The organism is Mordavella massiliensis (assembly GCF_016902415.1).
GTDB lineage: Bacteria > Bacillota > Clostridia > Lachnospirales > Lachnospiraceae > Merdimonas > Merdimonas faecigallinarum.
The window spans coordinates 1-20027 of sequence record NZ_JACJLV010000013.1; the positions used below are offsets into that span (position 1 = coordinate 1).

The following is a 20027-nucleotide window of genomic DNA, read 5'->3' on the forward strand; positions in this document are numbered from 1 at the left end:
GGAAAGAACAATGGGCGAAAATGTGAAACGTACAGGGCGGGAACTGGCATATCAGGGATCGATTCTGACGGTTTATAAAGATTATATGGAATTTGAAAACGGCAATACGGCGATCTTTGACTTTATCCACCATGACGGCGCCGCTGCCGTAGTACCTGTGCTGCCGGACGGCAGGCTTCTTATGGTCTGTCAGTATCGGAATGCCCTGGAAAGGGACACGCTGGAGATCCCGGCAGGAAAGCTGGATGATCCGGGAGAAGAAGGGATCCTTTGTGCCGCAAGGGAACTGGAAGAAGAGACCGGATACCGCTGCGACCAGCTGGAGCGGCTGCTTACCCTCCGGACAACCGTGGCGTTCTGTGATGAAAAAATTGAGATATTCGTGGCAAGAAATCTGATAAAGACAAAGCAGCATCTGGATGAAGACGAATATGTAGATGTAAAAGCATATACCGTGGAAGAATTGAAGAATAAAATATTTGCAGGCGAGATCCAGGATTCCAAAACCATTGCGGCGATCCTGGCATATGAAGCAAAATACGGCATATAATGAAGTATCTGACATAAGGAGGGGTTATGTGAGGATACGGGAAAACAGAACATATGCCGTCTGGATCTGTATGGCTGGTTTTCTGGCCGGGATCGTGTACGCGAATCTGCCTGCCAGGAACGAAATTGCAGATATGGGGATCTTTCAGGAACATTTTTTCAGCCGTTTTTCACAGGCTGACACCATGTCGGCCGGATTTCTCTGGTATGTTGCGAGGATCCGGCTTATGCCGGCTCTTTTCCTGGCTGTTTTTGGCTGTACCAGGTTCCGGAAAGGAGCGGCGGCTGTCATGCTTTTGTGGACAGGCTTTTCCTGCGGACTGATCATGACGGCCGCGGTCATAAAGATGGGGGTAAAAGGTTGGCTCTTTTGTCTGGCTGCTTTTACGCCCCATCTGTTCTTTTATGCCGCCGGCTATCTGATCCTTCTGTGGTATCTGTTGCGGTACCCCGGGGTGCAGTGGAATCTTTCCAAAACCGCGGCCACGGCTTTTTTACTGGTGACGGGGATCCTGCTGGAATGCTATGTGAACCCGGTGCTTCTGGAACTGTTTTTAAAGACGTTTTCCTGAAAAACGGATCAGAAAGATCAGGCAGGAAAGAAACACCAGGATCTGGCTTGCCAGCATTCCCCACAGATAACCCAGGATCCCGAAGAGCGGGATCAGAAGAAAGACACTAAAGAGACGAAGAGAAAGGCTGGCCCCGTTGATCAGAAAGGTGACAGACGTTTTCCCTGTACCGTTGATCATGCTGATCAGTGTGCCGTTGGTGTAAAGGAAAGGGCACATAAAAGCCAGTGTGCGGATCAGGGTTCCGGCCAGGGAACTGTGGAACAGCCATCTGCCGATCCACGGGCCGGTAACAAAGAGAAATACACAGCATATGCTTCCCATGGCGATGCAGGAGCAGGCGGTCTTTCGGACAAGAGAAAGAAAGCCGGAACGGTCCTTTACAGCCTGCAGGTCTGCCACTTCCGGAAGAAGCATGGTGGAGACCGAGTTTGTCAGCGCGCTGGGAAAAAGGATGCAGGGGAGAGCCATTCCGGTCAGCACCCCATAGACCGAGAGGGCTTCCCGGCCGGTCATTCCATAGAGCTGCAGCTTCAAGGGGATGGAGACAGCTTCGGTACTTTGCAGAAGATTTAAAAGAACCCTGCTGCCGGTCAGAGGAAGAGAAGGGACCAGAAGTTTTGGCGCATGGCGGGCAAGCCCCAGGAAGGAAGGCGTATGCATCCTCCGGGTTTCTTGTTTTCGCAGCATATAGAGGCAAAAAGAGGAAGAGGCAAGTTCTCCAAGGATCAGTCCGATGACTGCAAGCGAGATCTGGAAGGAGACGCCCTGGCTTTTGCCGATGTGATAGATCAAAAGGACGCCTGCGATGCGGGCGGACTGTTCCAGCAGCTGGGATACGGCAGGGATCCCGGTTTCCTTGCGCCCGAAATAATAGCCGCAGATACAGCTGTGGACGGCGGCAAAGGGAAAGACATAGGACAGAAGGATCAGCAGATCTTCGCAGCGGGGATCCCTAAGAAAGTTTACGGCTGCAGAGTTTGCATATTTTTGCAGAAGGAGTGTAACAATACAGGATAAAAAGACCGTGATTAGAAGGCCGGAGTACAAAAGCTCCCGGGCTTCTTTTTCTTTGCCAAGAGCTGTGTTTTTGGCAGTCAGGCGTGAGAGGATCGTCTGGATGCCGGCACAGGTGAGAGAAAAACCCAGGGCATAGACAGGGAACACCAGCTGGTAGATCCCCATGCCCTCCTCTCCAAAGGTGTGGCTTAAAAAAATGCGGTAAAAGAAGCCCATGACACGGGTACAAAGGCCGGTCAGAGTCAAGATGAGCGTTCCTTTCAGCAAGATGGATCTGCGGGACATAGGAAAGTCTCCTGAAAAGATATTATTACAAATTATTCTGATAGAAATCTTGACAGAACCGTCCGCTGGTGATATTCTACAAAAAGAAATAACCAAGTAAACTACTAGGAATTAAAAGGGGTGAAAGAATGAAACTTTCAACCAAGGGAAGATACGGGCTCCGGGCCATAATCGATCTGGCCAGGTACAGTGAAAAGGAGCCGGTATCCTTAAGCAGTATTGCAGAACGGCAGTATCTGTCAGAGGGCTATCTGGAACAGCTGGTGGCCATGCTGAAAAAAGCAGGGCTGGTGGCAGGGATCCGGGGCGCACAGGGCGGATATGTCCTGGCAAAGGATCCGTCTGACATCTCTGTAGGAGATATCCTGCGGGCCCTGGAAGGCAATCTGGAACCGGTAAGATGCGCGGCCTTTTATTCAGAAGAGGGCTGCCAGGCTGCAGACGGCTGTGTGACAAAATATGTCTGGCAGAAGATCAACGACAGCATCAACGATACCGTAAACCATATCATGCTGGACGAGCTGGTGCGGGAAAGCAGAAAGGTTAATCCGGCAGGAGAATGCAAAGGGCCGCAATGCAGCCGGACCTGAACATTTTCAAGACTCAAAAAGAAACAGGAGGATTCATCATATGAGTAGATTCTTATATCTTGACAATGCGGCAACCACGAAGACAGCGCCTGAGGTTCTGGAGGCCATGCTGCCTTATTTTACAGAAAAATTCGGCAATCCCTCCAGCGTGTATCAGTTTGCTGCAGGGAATAAATCAGTGATCGATGAGCAGAGGGACCTGATCGCCGCGACACTGGGAGCCAAAGGAAAAGAGATTTACTTTACCGCGGGAGGTTCAGAATCAGACAACTGGGCCCTGAAGGCAACTGCGGAAGCTTATGCCCAGAAAGGGAAACACATCATCACAACGAAGATCGAACATCATGCGGTCCTTCATTCCGCACAGTATCTGGAGAAACAAGGATACGAGGTGACCTACCTTGATGTGGATGAAGATGGAAAAGTAAGACTTCAGGATCTGGAGGCAGCCATCCGTCCGGATACGATCCTGATCTCGGTGATGTATGCCAACAATGAGATCGGTACCATTCAGCCGATCCGGGAGATCGGCGCCATTGCCCATGAGCACGGCATCCTGTTCCATACAGACGCGGTGCAGGCATACGGCCATCTGCCCATTGATGTGGATGCGTGCCATATTGATATGCTGAGCGCCAGCGGACATAAACTGAACGGCCCCAAAGGGATCGGTTTTCTCTATATCCGTACCGGTGTGAAGATCCGCTCCTTTATCCATGGCGGAGCCCAGGAGAGGAAGCGCCGCGCAGGCACAGAAAATGTTCCCGGCATCGTGGGGCTGGGAGCTGCGGTAAAGCGTGCCTTTGCATCTATGGAAGAGCGGACGGGAAAAGAGAAGGAGATGCGGGATTACCTGATCGGGCGGGTGCTTGAGGAAATTCCTTATACCAGGCTCAACGGACATCCCACGGACCGGCTTCCGGGCAATACGAATTTCAGCTTCCGGTTTATTGAAGGAGAATCCCTTCTGATCCGTCTGGATATGAAAGGAATCTGCGGTTCCAGCGGGTCCGCCTGCACATCCGGATCTCTGGACCCTTCCCATGTCCTTCTGGCTATCGGGCTGCCCCATGAGATCGCGCACGGTTCCTTAAGGCTTACCTTAAATGAAGAGATTACCAGAGAAGATATTGATTATGTAGTGGAAAGCTTAAAAGAGATTGCAGAAGGACTCCGCCGGATGTCGCCTCTTTATGAGGATTTTATGAAAAAGCAGGCCGGCCGGGCGTCAGAGAAAAACAGATAAAAGAGATCAGTCAGGAGGAAAGATATGTATTCAGCGAAAGTAATGGATCATTTTGAACACCCAAGAAATGTAGGAGAGATCGAGAACGCCAGCGGCGTGGGAACGGTCGGAAACGCAAAGTGCGGAGATATCATGCGGATCTATCTGGATATTGACGAAAACCAGATCATCCGGGATGTGAAGTTTAAGACTTTTGGATGCGGCGCTGCGGTTGCCACCAGCAGCATGGCGACGGAACTGGTAAAAGGAAAATCCATCCAGGAGGCCATGCAGGTGACCAATCAGGCGGTGATGGAAGCGCTTGACGGACTGCCGCCGGTTAAGGTACACTGTTCTTTGCTGGCAGAAGAAGCCATCCACGCGGCCTTGTGGGACTATGCCGAAAAGCACGGCATTAAGATCGAGGGGCTTACAAAGCCCAAATCAGACATCCATGAGGGCGAGGAAGAAGAGGAAGAAGAATATTAAGACTGAGGATCAGATATGGAACGAAAAAAGGTAGTAGTGGGGATGTCCGGAGGCGTGGATTCGTCGGTGGCGGCCTGGCTCTTAAAAGAACAGGGATATGACGTGATCGGTGTAACCATGCAGATCTGGCAGAAAGAAGAAGAGACTGTGGCAGAGGAAAATGGCGGGTGCTGCGGCTTAAGCGCGGTGGAAGATGCAAGAAGAGTGGCGTCCGCCCTGGGGATCCCGCACTATGTCATGAATTTCCGGAAAGAATTTCAGGAACATGTCATAGATTATTTTGTGGGAGAATATTTAAATGGCCGGACGCCGAATCCATGTATTGCCTGCAACCGTTATGTGAAATGGGAGTCGCTTCTTGAAAGGAGCCGTCAGATCGGAGCAGATTATATTGCTACCGGACATTACGCCAGGATTGACCGGCTGGAAAACGGCCGTTACAGCTTAAGAACTTCCAAGACAGGCGCAAAGGATCAGACCTATGCTCTTTATAATCTGACCCAGGACCAGCTTGCTTCCACACTGATGCCTGTGGGAGAGTATACCAAAGAACAGATCCGCCAGATGGCAAAGGATATGGGGCTTCTGGTGGCGGATAAGCCGGACAGCCAGGACATCTGTTTCGTGCCGGACGGAGATTACGCTTCCTTTATTGAGGAGCAGACCGATGCGGGAAGCCGGCCGGGCAGTTTTGTTTTGTCAGACGGTACGGTAGTGGGGACTCACAAAGGAATCATCCACTATACGGTAGGACAGAGAAAAGGACTGGGCCTGGCGCTTGGACAGCCGGTATTCGTACTGGAAATCCGGCCGGAAACGAATGAGATCGTGGTGGGAAGCCATGAGGAGTCTCTGACCCGTCAGGTAAGAGCCCGGGGGCTTAATTTTATGTCCCTGCCGGATCTGCCGGAGAAAATGAGAGTCTGGGCCAAAATCCGCTACAATCATAAAGGAGCCTGGTGCGTGGCAGAAAAGACAGGAGAAGACGAGATCCTGTGTACCTTTGAGGAACCGCAGCGTGCAGTGACGCCGGGACAGGCCCTGGTGCTGTACGACGGAGACTATGTGCTGGGCGGCGGAACGATCGTGAAGGAGGAATAAAATGAGAGCAGATGTTCACATGCATACGAATTTTTCGCATGATTCCGAGGCAACGCCGGAGCAGATGATTGAAGGAGCGATCCAGAAAGGACTGGAAGTCATCTGTTTTACGGATCATTATGATAAGGACAACATGTCCTGGGGACCGGAGGATATATTTGAACCGGAGCCGTATTTTCAGACGCTGGTGCCGCTGCAGGAAAAATACCGGGGAAAGATCGAGGTCCGGATCGGCGTAGAACTGGGACTGCAGCCCCACCTGGGAGAGTTTTACCACGAATTTGTGGCAAAATATCCCTTTGATTTTGTGATCGGATCTCTTCACAGTGTCCGCAGGAAGGACGTGGTTTACGGCATGCGCCATGATCCGGAATTCCAGAAGCTGACAGATGAGGAGTTTTACCGGATCACACTGGAAGAGATGCTGGAAGATGTCCGGAAGAATCAGGATTTTGATGTGCTGGGACATATAGATTATATGGTGCGTTACGGAAAAGCACAGGAAAAAGAATATTCTTATGCCAGATATGCGGATATCATCGATGAGATCCTGCGTACTGTGATCGGGAAAGGAAAGGGGATCGAGCTGAACATGGCAGGCTTAAAGTACGGACTTCCCTTTGCCCATCCGCACCCGGATATCCTGAAACGGTACCGTGAGCTTGGCGGCGAGATCATCACGGTGGGAGCGGACGGACATAAGCCGGAGCATATCGCATATGATTATGATAAGGTTTCGGATATCCTGAAAAGCTGCAGATTCCGCTATTATACGGAATTTGCAGGACGCAGGCCCGTTTTCCGTCAGCTGACTTAAAAACGGTGGATAAAAAGGGGAAAAGCACTTGAATTTTTGCAGCGTTTTTAGTACAATAATTCTTGGTTGATGATTCTTTAACGAATTTGAAGGGATCAAGTAAAAAACTTTAGGAGGAATTAATCATGGCAGTAAAAGTAGCGATTAATGGATTCGGACGTATTGGACGTCTTGCATTCAGACAGATGTTTGGAGCAGAAGGATATGAGGTTGTTGCGATCAACGACTTAACATCTCCGAAGATGCTCGCACACTTATTAAAGTATGATTCTTCTCAGGGCAAATACGCTCTGGCTGACAAAGTTGAAGCTACTGATGATTCTATTATCGTAGACGGTAAGGAAATCAAGATCTATGCAATGGCTAACGCTGAAGAGCTTCCGTGGGGAGAGATCGGTGTTGACGTTGTTCTGGAGTGTACTGGATTCTACACATCCAAAGAGAAAGCTTCTGCACATATCAAAGCAGGCGCTAGAAAGGTAGTTATTTCTGCACCGGCTGGTAATGATCTGCCGACCATCGTATATAATGTTAACCACGACACACTGAAACCGGAAGATACTGTAATCTCTGCAGCTTCCTGTACCACAAACTGCCTTGCACCGATGGCTAAGGCTCTGAACGACCTGGCTCCGATCAAGTCCGGTATCATGTGCACCATCCACGCTTACACAGGCGACCAGATGACTCTGGACGGACCGCAGAGAAAGGGTGATCTGAGAAGATCCCGTGCAGCTGCAGTAAATATCGTTCCGAACAGCACAGGTGCTGCAAAAGCGATCGGTCTGGTTATTCCGGAACTGAACGGCAAGCTCATCGGCGCTGCACAGCGTGTTCCGACCCCGACCGGATCTACTACCATCCTGACAGCAGTTGTAGAAGGAAATGTAACTGTAGATCAGATCAACGAGGCGATGAAGGCTGCTTCCAACGAGTCCTTCGGATACAACACAGATGAGATCGTATCCAGCGATATCGTTGGTATGAGATATGGTTCTCTGTTCGATGCAACACAGACCATGGTACTGCCGCTTGAGAACGGAACTACAGAGGTTCAGGTTGTTTCCTGGTATGACAATGAGAATTCTTACACAAGCCAGATGGTAAGAACGATCAAATACTTCTCTGAGTTAGCATAATTCAGAGATCAGCTAAGACTCAAGTAAGGGTCCGGTCTTAAGTGGGCCGGACCCTTTTTGTAAGGAGAAACAGAAGTTTCCCTAAAATAAGCTTTAGGAGGCAAAAAGATGCTTAATAAAAAATCAGTCGATGATATCAATGTGAAAGGAAAACGAGTACTGGTAAGATGCGATTTTAACGTGCCGCTGATCGACGGAAAGATCACAGATGAGAACCGTCTGGTGGCAGCGCTTCCCACCATCAAAAAGCTGATCGCTGACGGCGGAAAGGTGATCCTGTGTTCCCATCTGGGCAAGCCGAAGGGACAGCCGGTTCCGGAACTTTCCCTGGCGCCGGTGGCAGCTCGTCTGTCCGAGCTTCTTGGACAGGACGTGACATTTGCCGCTGATCCGGAAGTTGTAGGACCAAATGCAAAGGCAGCAGTAGAAGCCATGAAAGACGGCGACGTGATCCTTCTTGAGAACACCCGTTACCGTGCAGAAGAGACCAAGAACGGCGAAGAGTTCAGCAAAGAGCTGGCTTCTCTTTGCGATGTATTTGTCAATGACGCTTTTGGAACCGCGCACCGCGCACACTGCTCCAACGTAGGTGTGACCCAGTATGTAGATACTGCTGTAGTCGGATATCTGATGCAGAAAGAGATCGATTTCCTCGGAAATGCGGTAAACAATCCGGAGAGACCTTTTGTAGCGATCCTTGGAGGAGCAAAGGTTTCCAGCAAGATTTCCGTGATCGAAAACCTGCTTGATAAAGTAGATACCCTGATCATCGGCGGCGGAATGTCCTATACCTTCAGCAAGGCACAGGGCGGAAGCGTAGGCAAATCACTTCTTGAGGAAGATTACTGTGAATATGCGCTGAATATGTTGAAAAAGGCTGAGGAGAAAGGCGTAAAACTGCTGCTTCCGGTAGATACCGTGATCGCAGACGATTTCTCCAATGATGCCAATAAGAAAGTAGTAAAAGCAGGCGAGATCCCGGAAGGCTGGGAAGGCCTGGATATCGGACCGGATACAGAGAAGATCTTCTGCGACGCTGTAAAGGACGCAAAAACGGTTGTATGGAACGGACCGATGGGCGCTTTTGAGATGCCAAACTTTGCACATGGTACAGAGGCAGTCGCGAAAGCCCTGGCAGAGACAGACGCCACCACCATCATCGGCGGAGGAGATTCCGCGGCGGCAGTAAACCAGCTGGGATATGGCGACAAGATGACACATATCTCCACCGGCGGCGGAGCTTCCCTGGAATTCCTGGAAGGCAAAGAACTGCCGGGCGTAGCAGCCGCTAATAATAAGTAAGCACTTAACGAGACCGAGCCGCAGGCGAGAGACGAGTGCTAGTGATTACTTAGTTCGCCGTAGTTGACGAATGCGAGCATGAAATGCGAAGCGTGAGTTATATCGGAGGCGAACATACCCGTCTTAGTAGAGGCGAACATACCCGCCTTATCGGAGGCGAACATACCCGTCTGACTAGCGGGAAACTTAACTTGATTGAATCATAAGGAGACAAAAAATGGCAAGAAAGAAAATTATCGCAGGCAACTGGAAAATGAACAAGACTCCAAGTGAGGCAGTTGCCCTGGTAGAAGAGTTAAAACCACTGGTAGCAAATGAAGAAGTTGACGTTGTATTCTGCGTGCCGGCCATCGATATCGTTCCGGTAGTAGAGGCCTGCAAGGGAACCAATATCCAGGTTGGCGCAGAGAATATGTATTTTGAAGAGAGCGGCGCATATACAGGAGAGATTTCTCCGGCTATGCTGGTAGACGCCGGCGTAAAATATGTAGTTCTCGGACATTCTGAAAGAAGAGATTATTTCGGAGAGACCAATGAGGATGTAAATAAGAAAGTGCTGAAAGCCTTCGAGCACGGCATCACTCCGATCATGTGCTGCGGCGAGACTCTGGAACAGAGAGAGCAGGGCGTGACCATGGACTTTATCCGTCAGCAGGTAAAGGTAGGTCTTCAGAATGTAACAGCTGACCAGGCAAAGGCTATGGTCATCGCTTATGAGCCGATCTGGGCTATCGGAACCGGCAAGACTGCTACCACTGAGCAGGCAGAAGAAGTCTGCAAGGGTATCCGTGAGTGTGTGGCAGAAGTGTATGACGAAGCTACCGCAGAAGCTATCCGTATTCAGTACGGCGGATCTGTGAACGCAGGAAATGCAGCAGAACTGTTTGCACAGGCTGACATTGACGGCGGTCTGGTAGGAGGCGCTTCCCTGAAAGCAGACTTCGGAAAGATCGTAAACTATAAATAAACGGGTCTCGTAAGAAGACGGCCCTGGAACTTGACTCCTCTTTTGGACAGGTGTAGTATATGAAAATAATACCTGTCGGAAAGAGGAGTTTTTATGTATCAACGGATCCTGAAACACAGTATTTCTTTGTCTGTGACCGGCGCGGTCCTTCTGGGGATTCTGGGGACAGCCGTTTATGCCGCGGCATTCCTGGGGACGTGGGCATTGGCGGAGATTCCCGGCTACCTGGTGACGGGGATTGTTTTTGGCTTGTTGTTCCTTTATCCGCTGATCCTGACCGGGATCAATCTCGCCAGCCTGTTTACCGGGTTCCGGAATCCGGAAGCGATGCGCAAGCTGCGCCATTTCCAGTGGATCACACTTCTTTTAGGAAGTCTGTATTCTTTGATATTACTGGCTTTTTCGGATATTACAACTGCAGACTGGACACAGACCTTATATAATGATCAAAAGCATGCGCCTATCTGGCCGGACGGGATGTTGACAGTGGCTGTTCTTTCGTGTCTGGGAATCGCAGGGTATCTTTTCCTGTCAGCAGTCAGGATCACCAGAATTCCGCCGCTGATCAGTGTGCTGGCGATCGCGTCTATGTATATCGGTATGCTGGAGTGTGCGCTGTGGATCCTCCAGGTCTTTGACCCGGACCTCTTAAACGGCCGGTTTTATCTCTGCCTTTTTCCATTGAACTGCATTTTTATGGGAGTACGGGTGATCCGGCTGAAAATAGAAGAATGGAGAAAGGGGCAGGAAAAAGAATCTCCGGAGGAGATCAAAGGATTCCGGAACCGGGGGCTGGAATGGATGAATGAGAAACTGACATCCTCTGCCTCCTGGCCGGGCGCGGCATTTTTGCTTATGTGGCCGCTACTGGGGATCCTGATCTGTATCCTGACTCTGTTTGGACAGCAGCCGGACCATGTGATCCGGGCCTGGACACAGACCAGTGACTGGAGATTGTCCGGGCAGGTTTCGCCCCAGAATCTTTACTATGATGAGCATTATCTGTGTACGGTGGCGGCCGGAGGTCACAGAAAGGTCGTAAAGCCGCTTCGAATGGGGCTGCGGCATGGACATCCGGTGATCGTGAACCGGCAGCTTTGCGTGGCGAATGCATTTGAGCAGATCCTGGAGGAACGGCTGCCGAAAACCCATCGCAGGATCCGGGATTTCTACGACACGTATGGATTTCCGCTTGCAAAGCGGATCCGTTCACCCTATGCGGCAGATGCGGTCTATTTCCTGATGAAACCGCTGGAGTGGATCTTTCTTGCAGTGATCTATGCAGTGGATGTCAGGCCGGAAAACAGGATTGCCGTGCAGTATCTGCCAGAAAGGTTTTCAAAATGAAAAATCTGGTGTATAATACTTTCGGTAGAAATGAGAAATGAACTTGAAGGAGAGCATATGAAATATCTGGAAATACCGATTGAGGTAAATGGATCTGTGGAAGATGCCAGACTGGAAACCTATATTCTGGATACGCCGACCGAGAAGATTATGATCAAACGGCGGCCCATGGTTGTAATCTGCCCGGGCGGAGGATATGAAAAATTAAGCTTCCGGGAAGGGGAACCTGTTGCCATGCAGTTTCTGGCAAGGGGGTATCACGCCTGCGTGCTGCGTTATTCGGTGGCGCCGGCCAGGTATCCGGTGCCGCTTCTGGAACTGGGACAGGTGATGCGGATTTTAAGAAGTCACGCGGCAGAATGGCTGATCGACACAGACAAGATCTTTGTAAGCGGCGCTTCCGCGGGGGCTCATCTGGCCGGAATGCTTGGCGTGTTCTGGAATCAGGGATGGCTGGCGGACATGCTGGAGACTACCGGCGACGTGTTAAAGCCGGCGGGGCTGCTTTTGAGTTATCCGGTCATTACTTCCCGGGAAGGGAAGGGACATCTGCCCAGCTTCCGGAATCTTCTGGGAGAAGAATTTGAGGCGAAACGGGGAGAATTGTCCCTGGAAACACAGGTGACGGCGGATACGCCTCCTGTATTTTTGTGGCATACGGCTGTGGATCAGACCGTGCCTGCAGTGAATTCCCTTTTGATGGCGCAGGCGCTGATGGAAAAGAAGGTTCCGGTGGAACTTCATATTTATCCGGAAGGCGTACACGGTCTAAGCCTTGGAACAGAGCAGGTGCGCCGTGCGGACGGTACAGGCGTCAATGAGGCCAGCCGGTTCTGGATGGAACTTGCCTGCGACTGGATCCGGCGGTTGTGTGAGGAAAAATAATACGCACAGATAGTTTCGTATAATAAAGAATTTCATATGATGGAGGAAATGTAAAATGAGTAAAAGACCAACAGTTCTTATGATCCTTGACGGTTATGGATTGAATGACAGCAAAAAGGGAAATGCAGTGGCAGAGGCAAAGACTCCGGTAGTGGATCAGCTGATGAAAGAATATCCGTTTGTGAAAGGAAATGCCAGCGGAATGGCAGTAGGACTTCCCGAAGGACAGATGGGAAATTCTGAGGTGGGCCATCTGAATATGGGCGCCGGACGCATCGTTTATCAGGATCTGACCAAGATTACCAAGGCGATCCAGGACGGGGACTTTTTTGAAAACAAAGTCCTGTTGTCTGCCTGCGAGAATGTGAAAGCCAATGATTCTTCCCTGCATCTGATGGGACTGGTATCTGACGGCGGCGTCCACAGCCATAACGAGCATCTCTACGGGCTGCTGGAACTGGCAAAGAGACAGGGGATTTCCAAAGTATACGTACATTGTTTCCTGGATGGAAGAGATACGCCTCCGGCTTCCGGAAAAGAATATGTGGAAGAACTGGAAGCGAAAATGCGTGAAATCGGAGTGGGACAGACGGCGACAGTCATGGGCCGTTATTATGTGATGGACCGCGACAACCGGTGGGAGCGTGTAGAAAAGGCATACCGCGCGCTGGTATACGGAGAAGGAGAAAAGACTACAAGCGGCCCGGAAGGCATCCAGGCTTCCTATGATAAAGAGGTAACAGATGAATTTGTCCTTCCTACGGTAGTGGAAAAAGACGGACATCCGGTGGCAACCATTCAGAACAATGACTCCGTCATCTTCTTTAACTTCCGTCCGGACCGGGCAAGAGAGATTACCCGTGCCTTCTGTGCAGATGACTTTACCGGATTTGACAGAGGCGAAAGGATCAGGACCACATACGTATGCTTTACCGAGTATGATGTGACGATCCCCAACAAACAGATCGCCTTCGTAAAAGAAGAGATTACCAATACATTTGGAGAATATCTGGCGTCTCATGGCCTGAAGCAGGCAAGGATCGCGGAGACCGAAAAATACGCACATGTGACCTTCTTCTTTAACGGCGGGGTAGAGAAGCCGAACGAAGGAGAAGACCGTATCCTGGTCAATTCCCCCAAGGTCGCCACTTACGACCTGAAGCCGGAGATGAGCGCTTACGAAGTATGCGATAAGCTGACAGAAGCCATCCGGTCCGGAAAATACGATGTAATCATCATCAACTTTGCAAATCCGGATATGGTAGGACATACCGGCGTGGAATCCGCAGCCGTCAAAGCGGTTGAGGCCGTAGATGAGTGCGTGGGAAAAGCCGTTGCCGCGATCAAAGAAGTAGACGGACAGATGTTCCTCTGCGCGGACCACGGAAATGCAGAGCAGCTGATTGATGAAGAGACCGGGGAACCGTTCACCGCCCACACCACCAATCCGGTGCCGTTCATCCTGATCAACGCAGATCCTGCTTACCGCTTACGAGAAGGCGGGTGTCTGGCAGACATTGCGCCGACCCTTATCGATCTGATGGGCATGGAGCAGCCAAAGGAAATGACGGGCAAATCATTGCTTGTACGGTAACTATTTGGGACGTAGACCTTTTGCAAAGGTCTACGTCCCAAATTGCGTTTCAGGGTGTCCCAAATTGAATTTCAGGGTGTACCCGAATGATTTTTTCTGGAATCTGTAGTATAATATCTGTGTGTTTGTGAAGAAATGGAAAGGCAGGAGGAGAGAGTGGAAAAGGCGGGAAATAAAAGTTATGAGTATTGTTTTTTTGATCTGGATGGAACGCTTACGGATTCTTCTTCCGGGATTACCAATGCGGTAAGGTATGCGCTTGATAAATATGGGATCCGGGAGCCGGACCGGAGGAAATTGTACCGGTTTATCGGGCCGCCGCTTACGGAGTCCTTCCGGGAGTTTTATGGGTTTTCCGAGGAGCGGTGTCTGGAGGCTGTCAGGTATTACCGGGAATATTACAGGGACCGGGGCATTTACGAAAACTGTGTTTATGACGGGATGGAAGAGGTGCTGAAAGTGCTGAAGCAAGCGGGCAGGCATCTGGTTGTAGCGACTTCTAAGCCGGAGGTGTTCGCAAGACAGATTATCTCTTATTTTCACCTGGATCCGTATTTTGAATATGTGGCCGGCATGGAGCTGGACGGCGGGAGGGGGACGAAGGCCGAGGTGATTGAATATGCCCTGGAGGCCTGCAAGGTGCCGGACCGGACGAAGGTACTGATGATCGGCGACCGGGAGCATGACGTGCTTGGCGCGAAAAAGGCCGGGATCGACTGTCTGGGCGTACTCTATGGCTTTGGAACAGAGGAGGAGCTTTTGACGGCGGGAGCGTCCGGGATTACGGCTACGGTAGAAGGAATCCTGGAGTATTGTTTATAAAATGGATTTGTTTTTCAGATAGTATTGACAAAAAGAGAAAATATTGTTATGATTTAAAAACAGAACGCACTCTGTTTTTAATCGGAAACAAAGAAAGAGGTGCAGTTATGAAACGAGTTTATTCTTTATTGGTTGACAACAACGCAGGTGTGTTAAGCCGGATCGCCGGTCTGTTCAGCCGCAGAGGCTACAGCATTGACAGTATTACCGCCGGCGTGACCGCGGACCCGAGGTTCACCCGTATCACCATCGTTGCAAGCGGCGATGAGCTGATCTTATCTCAGATTGAAAAGCAGGTCCGCAAACTGGAGGACGTGATTGAGATCAAGGTACTGGATCCGGCGGACTCGGTTTACCGTGAACTGATCATGGTGAAGATCCGGGCGGACAGAAAAGAACGGGCAGAGATCATTTCTGTGGCGGATATTTTCCGGGCAAAGATCGTGGACGTAGAACAGGAGTCTCTGATCGTTGAGCTTACCGGAACCCAGTCCAAGCTGGAAGCGTTCTTGAGTCTGCTGGAGGGATATGAGATCCTGGAGCTTGCAAGAACAGGTATTACCGGACTGAACCGTGGCATTAAGGATGTAACCCTGATCGACCAGGAAGGCAATATCCGTAAGATTTAAAAGATTATTAAATGGAGACAGAATGACAGGTTCTGCCGCTGTTTAACAATACATAATTCATTTTTATATTTAGGAGGAATGATAAAGATGGCAGCAAAAATTTATTATCAGGAAGATTGTAATTTATCCTTACTGGAGGGAAAGAAAATTGCGATCATCGGCTACGGAAGCCAGGGACATGCTCATGCGCTGAACTTAAAGGAATCCGGATGCGACGTGATCGTCGGCCTGTATGAAGGAAGTAAATCCTGGGCAAAGGCAGAGGCACAGGGACTGAAAGTCTACACAGCCGCAGAGGCTGCAAAGCAGGCTGATATTATCATGATCCTGATCAATGATGAAAAGCAGGCAGAAATGTACAAAAAGGACATCGAGCCCAATCTGGAGGAAGGCAACATGCTGATGTTCGCACATGGTTTCTGCATCCATTTCGGACAGATCGTTCCGCCGGCAAATGTGGATGTAACCATGATCGCTCCAAAGGCTCCCGGCCACACAGTAAGAAGCGAGTATCTTGCAGGAAAAGGAACTCCGTGTCTGGTTGCAGTAGAGCAGGATTATACAGGAAAAGCTCTGGATAAAGCTCTGGCTTATGCTCTGGCTATCGGCGGAGCAAGAGCAGGCGTTCTTGAGACCACATTCCGTACCGAGACAGAGACAGACCTCTTTGGTGAGCAGGCAGTTCTGTGCGGCGGCGTATGCGCGCTGATGAAAGCCGGCTTTGAGACACTGGTAGAGGCAGGTTATGATCCGAGAAATGCATACTTTGAGTGTGTACATGAGATGAAACTGATCGTAGATCTGATCTATGAATCCGGATTCGGCGGAATGAGATATTCTATTTCCAATACTGCAGAATATGGCGATTACATCACAGGACCGAAGATCATTACAGAAGAGACCAAGAAGTCTATGAAGAAGATCCTGGCAGATATCCAGGACGGCTCCTTTGCAAAAGACTTCCTGCTTGAGATGAGCGATGCAGGCGGAAGAGCACATTTCCGCGCACTTCGCAAGCTGGCAGCAGATCATCAGATGGAGAAGGTTGGAGAGGAAGTAAGAAGCCTCTACAGCTGGAGCGATTCTGCAAAACTGATCAACAACTAATCAGAACAAAAGATAGAGAAATACAAGGCGGCGCCGCGGCAGAGAAACTGTTGCGGCGCCGTTTCCTGCGTGCTAAAATAAAGACAGAAATGTTCGGGAATTATCAAATAAAATCTGAAAACAGGAACGAAAAGGAGGAAAAGGGATGAACAGCAGAATTGAAGAAATGGCGGATCTCCGGTCAGCGAAGAATCCGAAGGCAAGGATCAAGATCTTAAAAGGACACTTTGCCACCAGCAACTCGCATCTGAATACGTATATTGATATGTCCACCGTCAAGACCCGTCACAACAATTCCCGGGAGGCGGCAAAGGTGCTGGCGGAAGAGTATCTGACCAATACTTATGTAAATACGATCGTGTGCCTGGACGAGACAGAGGTCATCGGTACATTTCTTGCGGAACAGCTGGCGGATTCCAACCGGATGTCTTTAAGCGCAGGAAACAATATTTCCGTGGTCACGCCGGAGTACCATTCCATGGGACAGATGTTGTTTAGGGATAACAAGCAGCGGATGATCAAGGATCAGCAGGTCATGATCCTGGCGGCGTCTGTGACAACAGGAAAGACGATCTTGAGGGCAATTGAATCGGTGCTTTATTACGGAGGAACGGTGTGCGCGGTCTGCGCCATTTTCAGCGCGGTATCCAGGGTGGCCGGTATGGAGATCAAGACCATTTTCACCAGCAGAGATCTTCCGGACTACCGGGCTTATGAGCCGGCTGACTGTCCGATGTGCCAGGAAGGAAGAAGGGTAGAGGCAATTGTCAACAGTTTTGGATATTCAGAGTTGAAGTAAAAGGAAAATAAAAAAACAGCCAGTGACGGGTTGGCTGTTTTTTTCATGCACATTTGTACGATTTATTATTAAGCGATTCCGTTGACAGCTTTTGCCAGACGGGAAATCTTTCTGGAGCAGGTATTTTTGTGATAAACACCCTTGCTGCCAGCTTTGTTGATCTCAACAGTAGCAACTTTAAGAGCTGCCTTTGCTGCCTCAACATCCTTGTTTGCAACAGCGGTCTCAACTTTCTTTACGCAAGTCTTTACCTTAGATTTGATCGCTTTGTTTCTTGCTGCTTTTGTTTCGTTTACTAAGATTCTTTTCTTTGCAGATTTGATGTTAGCCAATTTGTCCACCTCCGATATCGTGTATTTCGATTGCGTTTGATCGATTGCCAGTTCGTTAGATCCGGACACGGACGTTCTAACGAAACATACTAGTTTATTTTAGGACAGAGAATGGTTTCTGTCAATACATATTTCCGGAATTATTGTAAAAACTAACAAATAAAATGATACGGAAATGAGGACGAGAGGTATGATCGAAAAATATAGTATCCGGACAGATCTTGCGCTGGAGCAGAAAGAACGGTTTGAGGCGGATCATGTGGAGATCCCGGGCGTGATCGTGGAGGAAGAGGAAGATGAAGAAAAGGAGATGAAAATCACGACGGTCCGGATTGAGACAGAGAACGGCGCAAAAGCCATGAAAAAGCCTGTTGGCACTTATATTACTATGGAAGCGCCGGGTCTTGCTGTGCCGGATGAAGATTATCACCGGGAAATCGCGGAGACGCTGGCCGGGTATCTGAAGCAGTTTCTGACGCCCCGGAAGAAGGACTCTTCCGTTCTGGTGGCAGGGCTTGGGAACCGGAAAGTAACGCCTGACGCGCTGGGCCCGTATGTTGTGGATCATCTGAACATTTCCCGGCATATCGTAAGAGAATATGGGAAGTATGCCATGGGAGAAGAAAAGGTACAGATGGTCAGCGCAATTGTTCCGGGGGTGATGGGACAGACCGGAATGGAGACCGTGGAGATCATAAAAGGAATCGTAAAAGAGACCCGGCCGGATATACTGGTAGTCATTGATGCGCTTGCGGCCAGGAGTTCCAGAAGGCTGAACCGGACGATCCAGATCAGCGATGCGGGGATCCATCCGGGCTCCGGCGTGGGGAATCACCGGTGCGGCATCACAGAGGCCACTGTCGGTGTTCCGGTCATTGCCATCGGCGTGCCCACGGTTGTGGAAGCGGCAACGATTGTCAATGACGCCATGGAAAATCTGATCCGGGCCATGGAAAGTTCAGAGACGCTGAAAGGGGCAGGACTGGTGCTGCAGGGATACCACCCGGCAGAAAAGTATGAACTGGTAAAAGAACTGACGTCCCCTCATCTTCATGGCATGTTTGTGACGCCAAAAGATATTGATGAGACGGTAAAAAGGATCAGCTATACAATCTCAGAGGCATTAAATCAGTTGTTTTCCCCGGGGACATGCTCATAATTTTTCTCCAGAACTCATATAGTGTTAAGACTCATGCGAAAAAGAAGGGTGATGGATTGAAAAAAAGGAGACGGATCCCGGGGAAGATTCTGATCGGACTGACAGGCCTTCTGGGAGCGGCTTTGTCTGGCAGCATTCCGGCAGAGGGACGCCGGGAGATGGAAGCAGAGGCAAGCCGCTTCTTTCTTGAGGAGGCGTCCAGAACTTTTCTGGCGGGAATGACATATCAGGAAGTCGATGAAATTCCTGCAGGCACCTGGATTGCCGGTCAGGCCATGCAGATGATCCCTGTGGGGATGTATGTGGACAGCCGGTTTTCTGTCAGTACGCAGGTGGAGGACGCCCAGACATATCAGATGATCCTGGCGCAGCAGGAAAATGATGAAAATGCAGTGGACCAGGAGGGAAATCTGATCGGGGAAAATAAGACGGCCGAGGCGGCGGCTCCCGGCGCGCAGGCTATCGACACTTCCATGGAAAAGCTGTCAGATTATGAATATCTTCTGGGGAATTTTTATACAGTAGACAGCAGCACGATGGCGGATTCGCAGCTGATCAATGCGGAGAACCTATTAGGAAAAGATCTTAAGATCGACCAGAATGCAGAAGGCCCCAAGGTGCTGATTTATCACACCCATTCCCAGGAGACATTTGCAGATTCCGTGCCGGGAGATGTGAACACTTCCATTGTAGGGATCGGTGCCTATCTGGCAGAGCTGTTAAATAACACCTATCAGATAGAGACGCTCCATCACCAGGGGGTGTATGATCTGATCGACGGGAAACTGGACCGGAGCATGGCGTATCAGCTGGCGGAACCGGAAATCACAAAGATCCTTCAGGAAAATCCAAGCATCCAGGTGGTGATTGATCTTCACCGGGACGGAGTGGCGGAAGGCACCCATCTGGTGACGGATATCGACGGGAAAGCAACGGCCCAGATCATGTTTTTTAACGGACTCAGCCGCAGCCGGGCCAACGGGGAGATCAGCTATCTGCCCAATCCGTACATAGAGGAGAATCTTGCATTTTCCCTGCAGATGCAGATTGCGGCTGCAGAGAAATATCCGGGGTTTACCAGACATATTTATCTGCGGGCGTACCGGTATAATATGCATCTGGCTCCGAGGGCGCTTCTTGTTGAGGCGGGAGCCCAGACAAATACGGTGGAAGAGATGCGAAATGCGATGGAAATCCTGGCGGATACACTAGATTGTGTACTTACAGAATAAAATATGTTTGATTCATACCATATTTTGTGCTAAGATAGGTGCAGTATGGAAAAGTATGCCTGCAG

21 protein-coding genes are annotated in these 20027 nt (G+C 50.0%); 19 read left to right on the forward strand and 2 right to left on the reverse strand.

Annotation, left to right across the window (positions count from 1 at the left end):
• Positions 1-10: 10 nt before the first annotated feature.
• Both H6A13_RS05450 and H6A13_RS05455 read left to right on the forward strand, forming a co-directional pair.
• Positions 11-550 carry an NUDIX hydrolase gene (locus tag H6A13_RS05450; protein ID WP_204908661.1) on the forward strand — a complete coding sequence of 180 codons (540 nt, stop codon included), beginning with the start codon at positions 11-13 and terminating at the stop codon, positions 548-550.
• A gap of 28 nt (positions 551-578) precedes the next feature.
• Positions 579-1121, forward strand: a complete 543-nt coding sequence (locus H6A13_RS05455; protein ID WP_338043016.1) for a hypothetical protein — start codon at positions 579-581, stop codon at positions 1119-1121.
• On the opposite strand, the gene H6A13_RS05460 is transcribed toward H6A13_RS05455, so the two are convergent.
• A complete protein-coding gene (locus H6A13_RS05460; protein WP_204908602.1) occupies positions 1104-2426 on the reverse strand; it encodes a polysaccharide biosynthesis protein in 1323 nt (440 codons plus the stop codon). The genes H6A13_RS05455 and H6A13_RS05460 overlap by 18 nt on opposite strands.
• A gap of 128 nt (positions 2427-2554) precedes the next feature.
• Here H6A13_RS05460 and H6A13_RS05465 point away from each other — a divergent pair, with 128 nt between their 5' ends.
• The 15 genes from H6A13_RS05465 (at position 2555) to H6A13_RS05535 (ending at position 17239) form a co-directional block, all read left to right on the forward strand.
• Positions 2555-3016 (forward strand): RrF2 family transcriptional regulator, encoded by a 462-nt coding sequence (locus H6A13_RS05465; RefSeq protein ID WP_204908603.1) that lies wholly within the window; start codon positions 2555-2557, stop codon positions 3014-3016.
• Between the two features lie 40 nt (positions 3017-3056).
• On the forward strand, positions 3057-4262 hold the full coding sequence (nifS, locus tag H6A13_RS05470) for a cysteine desulfurase NifS (protein ID WP_204908604.1): 1206 nt from the start codon (positions 3057-3059) through the stop codon (positions 4260-4262).
• 24 nt (positions 4263-4286) lie between these two features.
• Positions 4287-4730 (forward strand): Fe-S cluster assembly scaffold protein NifU, encoded by a 444-nt coding sequence (gene nifU / locus H6A13_RS05475; protein WP_204908605.1) that lies wholly within the window; start codon positions 4287-4289, stop codon positions 4728-4730.
• Between the two features lie 15 nt (positions 4731-4745).
• Positions 4746-5831, forward strand: a complete 1086-nt coding sequence (gene mnmA / locus H6A13_RS05480) for a tRNA 2-thiouridine(34) synthase MnmA (protein ID WP_204908606.1) — start codon at positions 4746-4748, stop codon at positions 5829-5831.
• 1 nt (position 5832) lies between these two features.
• Positions 5833-6648, forward strand: coding sequence for a histidinol-phosphatase HisJ family protein (locus H6A13_RS05485; protein ID WP_204908607.1), 816 nt, complete (start codon positions 5833-5835; stop codon positions 6646-6648).
• Positions 6649-6773: 125 nt separating this feature from the next.
• Positions 6774-7787, forward strand: coding sequence for a type I glyceraldehyde-3-phosphate dehydrogenase (gene gap, locus H6A13_RS05490; protein WP_204908608.1), 1014 nt, complete (start codon positions 6774-6776; stop codon positions 7785-7787).
• Between the two features lie 108 nt (positions 7788-7895).
• The gene (locus H6A13_RS05495; protein WP_204908609.1) at positions 7896-9089 is read left to right on the forward strand and encodes a phosphoglycerate kinase; all 1194 of its coding nucleotides are present in this window, start codon (positions 7896-7898) and stop codon (positions 9087-9089) included.
• A 217-nt stretch (positions 9090-9306) separates the two neighbouring features.
• Positions 9307-10056, forward strand: coding sequence for a triose-phosphate isomerase (tpiA, locus tag H6A13_RS05500; protein ID WP_204908610.1), 750 nt, complete (start codon positions 9307-9309; stop codon positions 10054-10056).
• A 93-nt stretch (positions 10057-10149) separates the two neighbouring features.
• Complete coding sequence (locus tag H6A13_RS05505; RefSeq protein WP_204908611.1) at positions 10150-11403, forward strand: DUF6688 domain-containing protein; 1254 nt, start codon at positions 10150-10152, stop codon at positions 11401-11403.
• A 57-nt stretch (positions 11404-11460) separates the two neighbouring features.
• Positions 11461-12288: an alpha/beta hydrolase gene (locus tag H6A13_RS05510; protein ID WP_204908612.1), complete on the forward strand. Its 828-nt coding sequence runs from the start codon at positions 11461-11463 to the stop codon at positions 12286-12288.
• Positions 12289-12343: 55 nt separating this feature from the next.
• A complete protein-coding gene (gene gpmI / locus H6A13_RS05515; protein WP_204908613.1) occupies positions 12344-13882 on the forward strand; it encodes a 2,3-bisphosphoglycerate-independent phosphoglycerate mutase in 1539 nt (512 codons plus the stop codon).
• Between the two features lie 156 nt (positions 13883-14038).
• A complete protein-coding gene (locus H6A13_RS05520) occupies positions 14039-14704 on the forward strand; it encodes an HAD-IA family hydrolase (protein WP_338043017.1) in 666 nt (221 codons plus the stop codon).
• A gap of 107 nt (positions 14705-14811) precedes the next feature.
• A complete protein-coding gene (gene ilvN / locus H6A13_RS05525) occupies positions 14812-15333 on the forward strand; it encodes an acetolactate synthase small subunit (RefSeq protein ID WP_204908615.1) in 522 nt (173 codons plus the stop codon).
• An 87-nt stretch (positions 15334-15420) separates the two neighbouring features.
• A complete protein-coding gene (gene ilvC, locus H6A13_RS05530) occupies positions 15421-16440 on the forward strand; it encodes a ketol-acid reductoisomerase (protein ID WP_204908616.1) in 1020 nt (339 codons plus the stop codon).
• Between the two features lie 145 nt (positions 16441-16585).
• Positions 16586-17239 carry a type I phosphoribosyltransferase gene (locus H6A13_RS05535; protein ID WP_204908617.1) on the forward strand — a complete coding sequence of 218 codons (654 nt, stop codon included), beginning with the start codon at positions 16586-16588 and terminating at the stop codon, positions 17237-17239.
• A 68-nt stretch (positions 17240-17307) separates the two neighbouring features.
• Here the strand turns inward: H6A13_RS05535 and rpsT are convergent, their stop codons facing one another.
• Positions 17308-17571, reverse strand: a complete 264-nt coding sequence (gene rpsT / locus H6A13_RS05540) for a 30S ribosomal protein S20 (protein ID WP_204908618.1) — start codon at positions 17569-17571, stop codon at positions 17308-17310.
• A gap of 190 nt (positions 17572-17761) precedes the next feature.
• Here rpsT and gpr point away from each other — a divergent pair, with 190 nt between their 5' ends.
• Positions 17762-18730 (forward strand): GPR endopeptidase, encoded by a 969-nt coding sequence (gene gpr, locus H6A13_RS05545; protein WP_204908619.1) that lies wholly within the window; start codon positions 17762-17764, stop codon positions 18728-18730.
• A 56-nt stretch (positions 18731-18786) separates the two neighbouring features.
• Positions 18787-19962, forward strand: coding sequence for a stage II sporulation protein P (locus H6A13_RS05550; protein WP_243424735.1), 1176 nt, complete (start codon positions 18787-18789; stop codon positions 19960-19962).
• Positions 19963-20027: the final 65 nt, after the last annotated feature.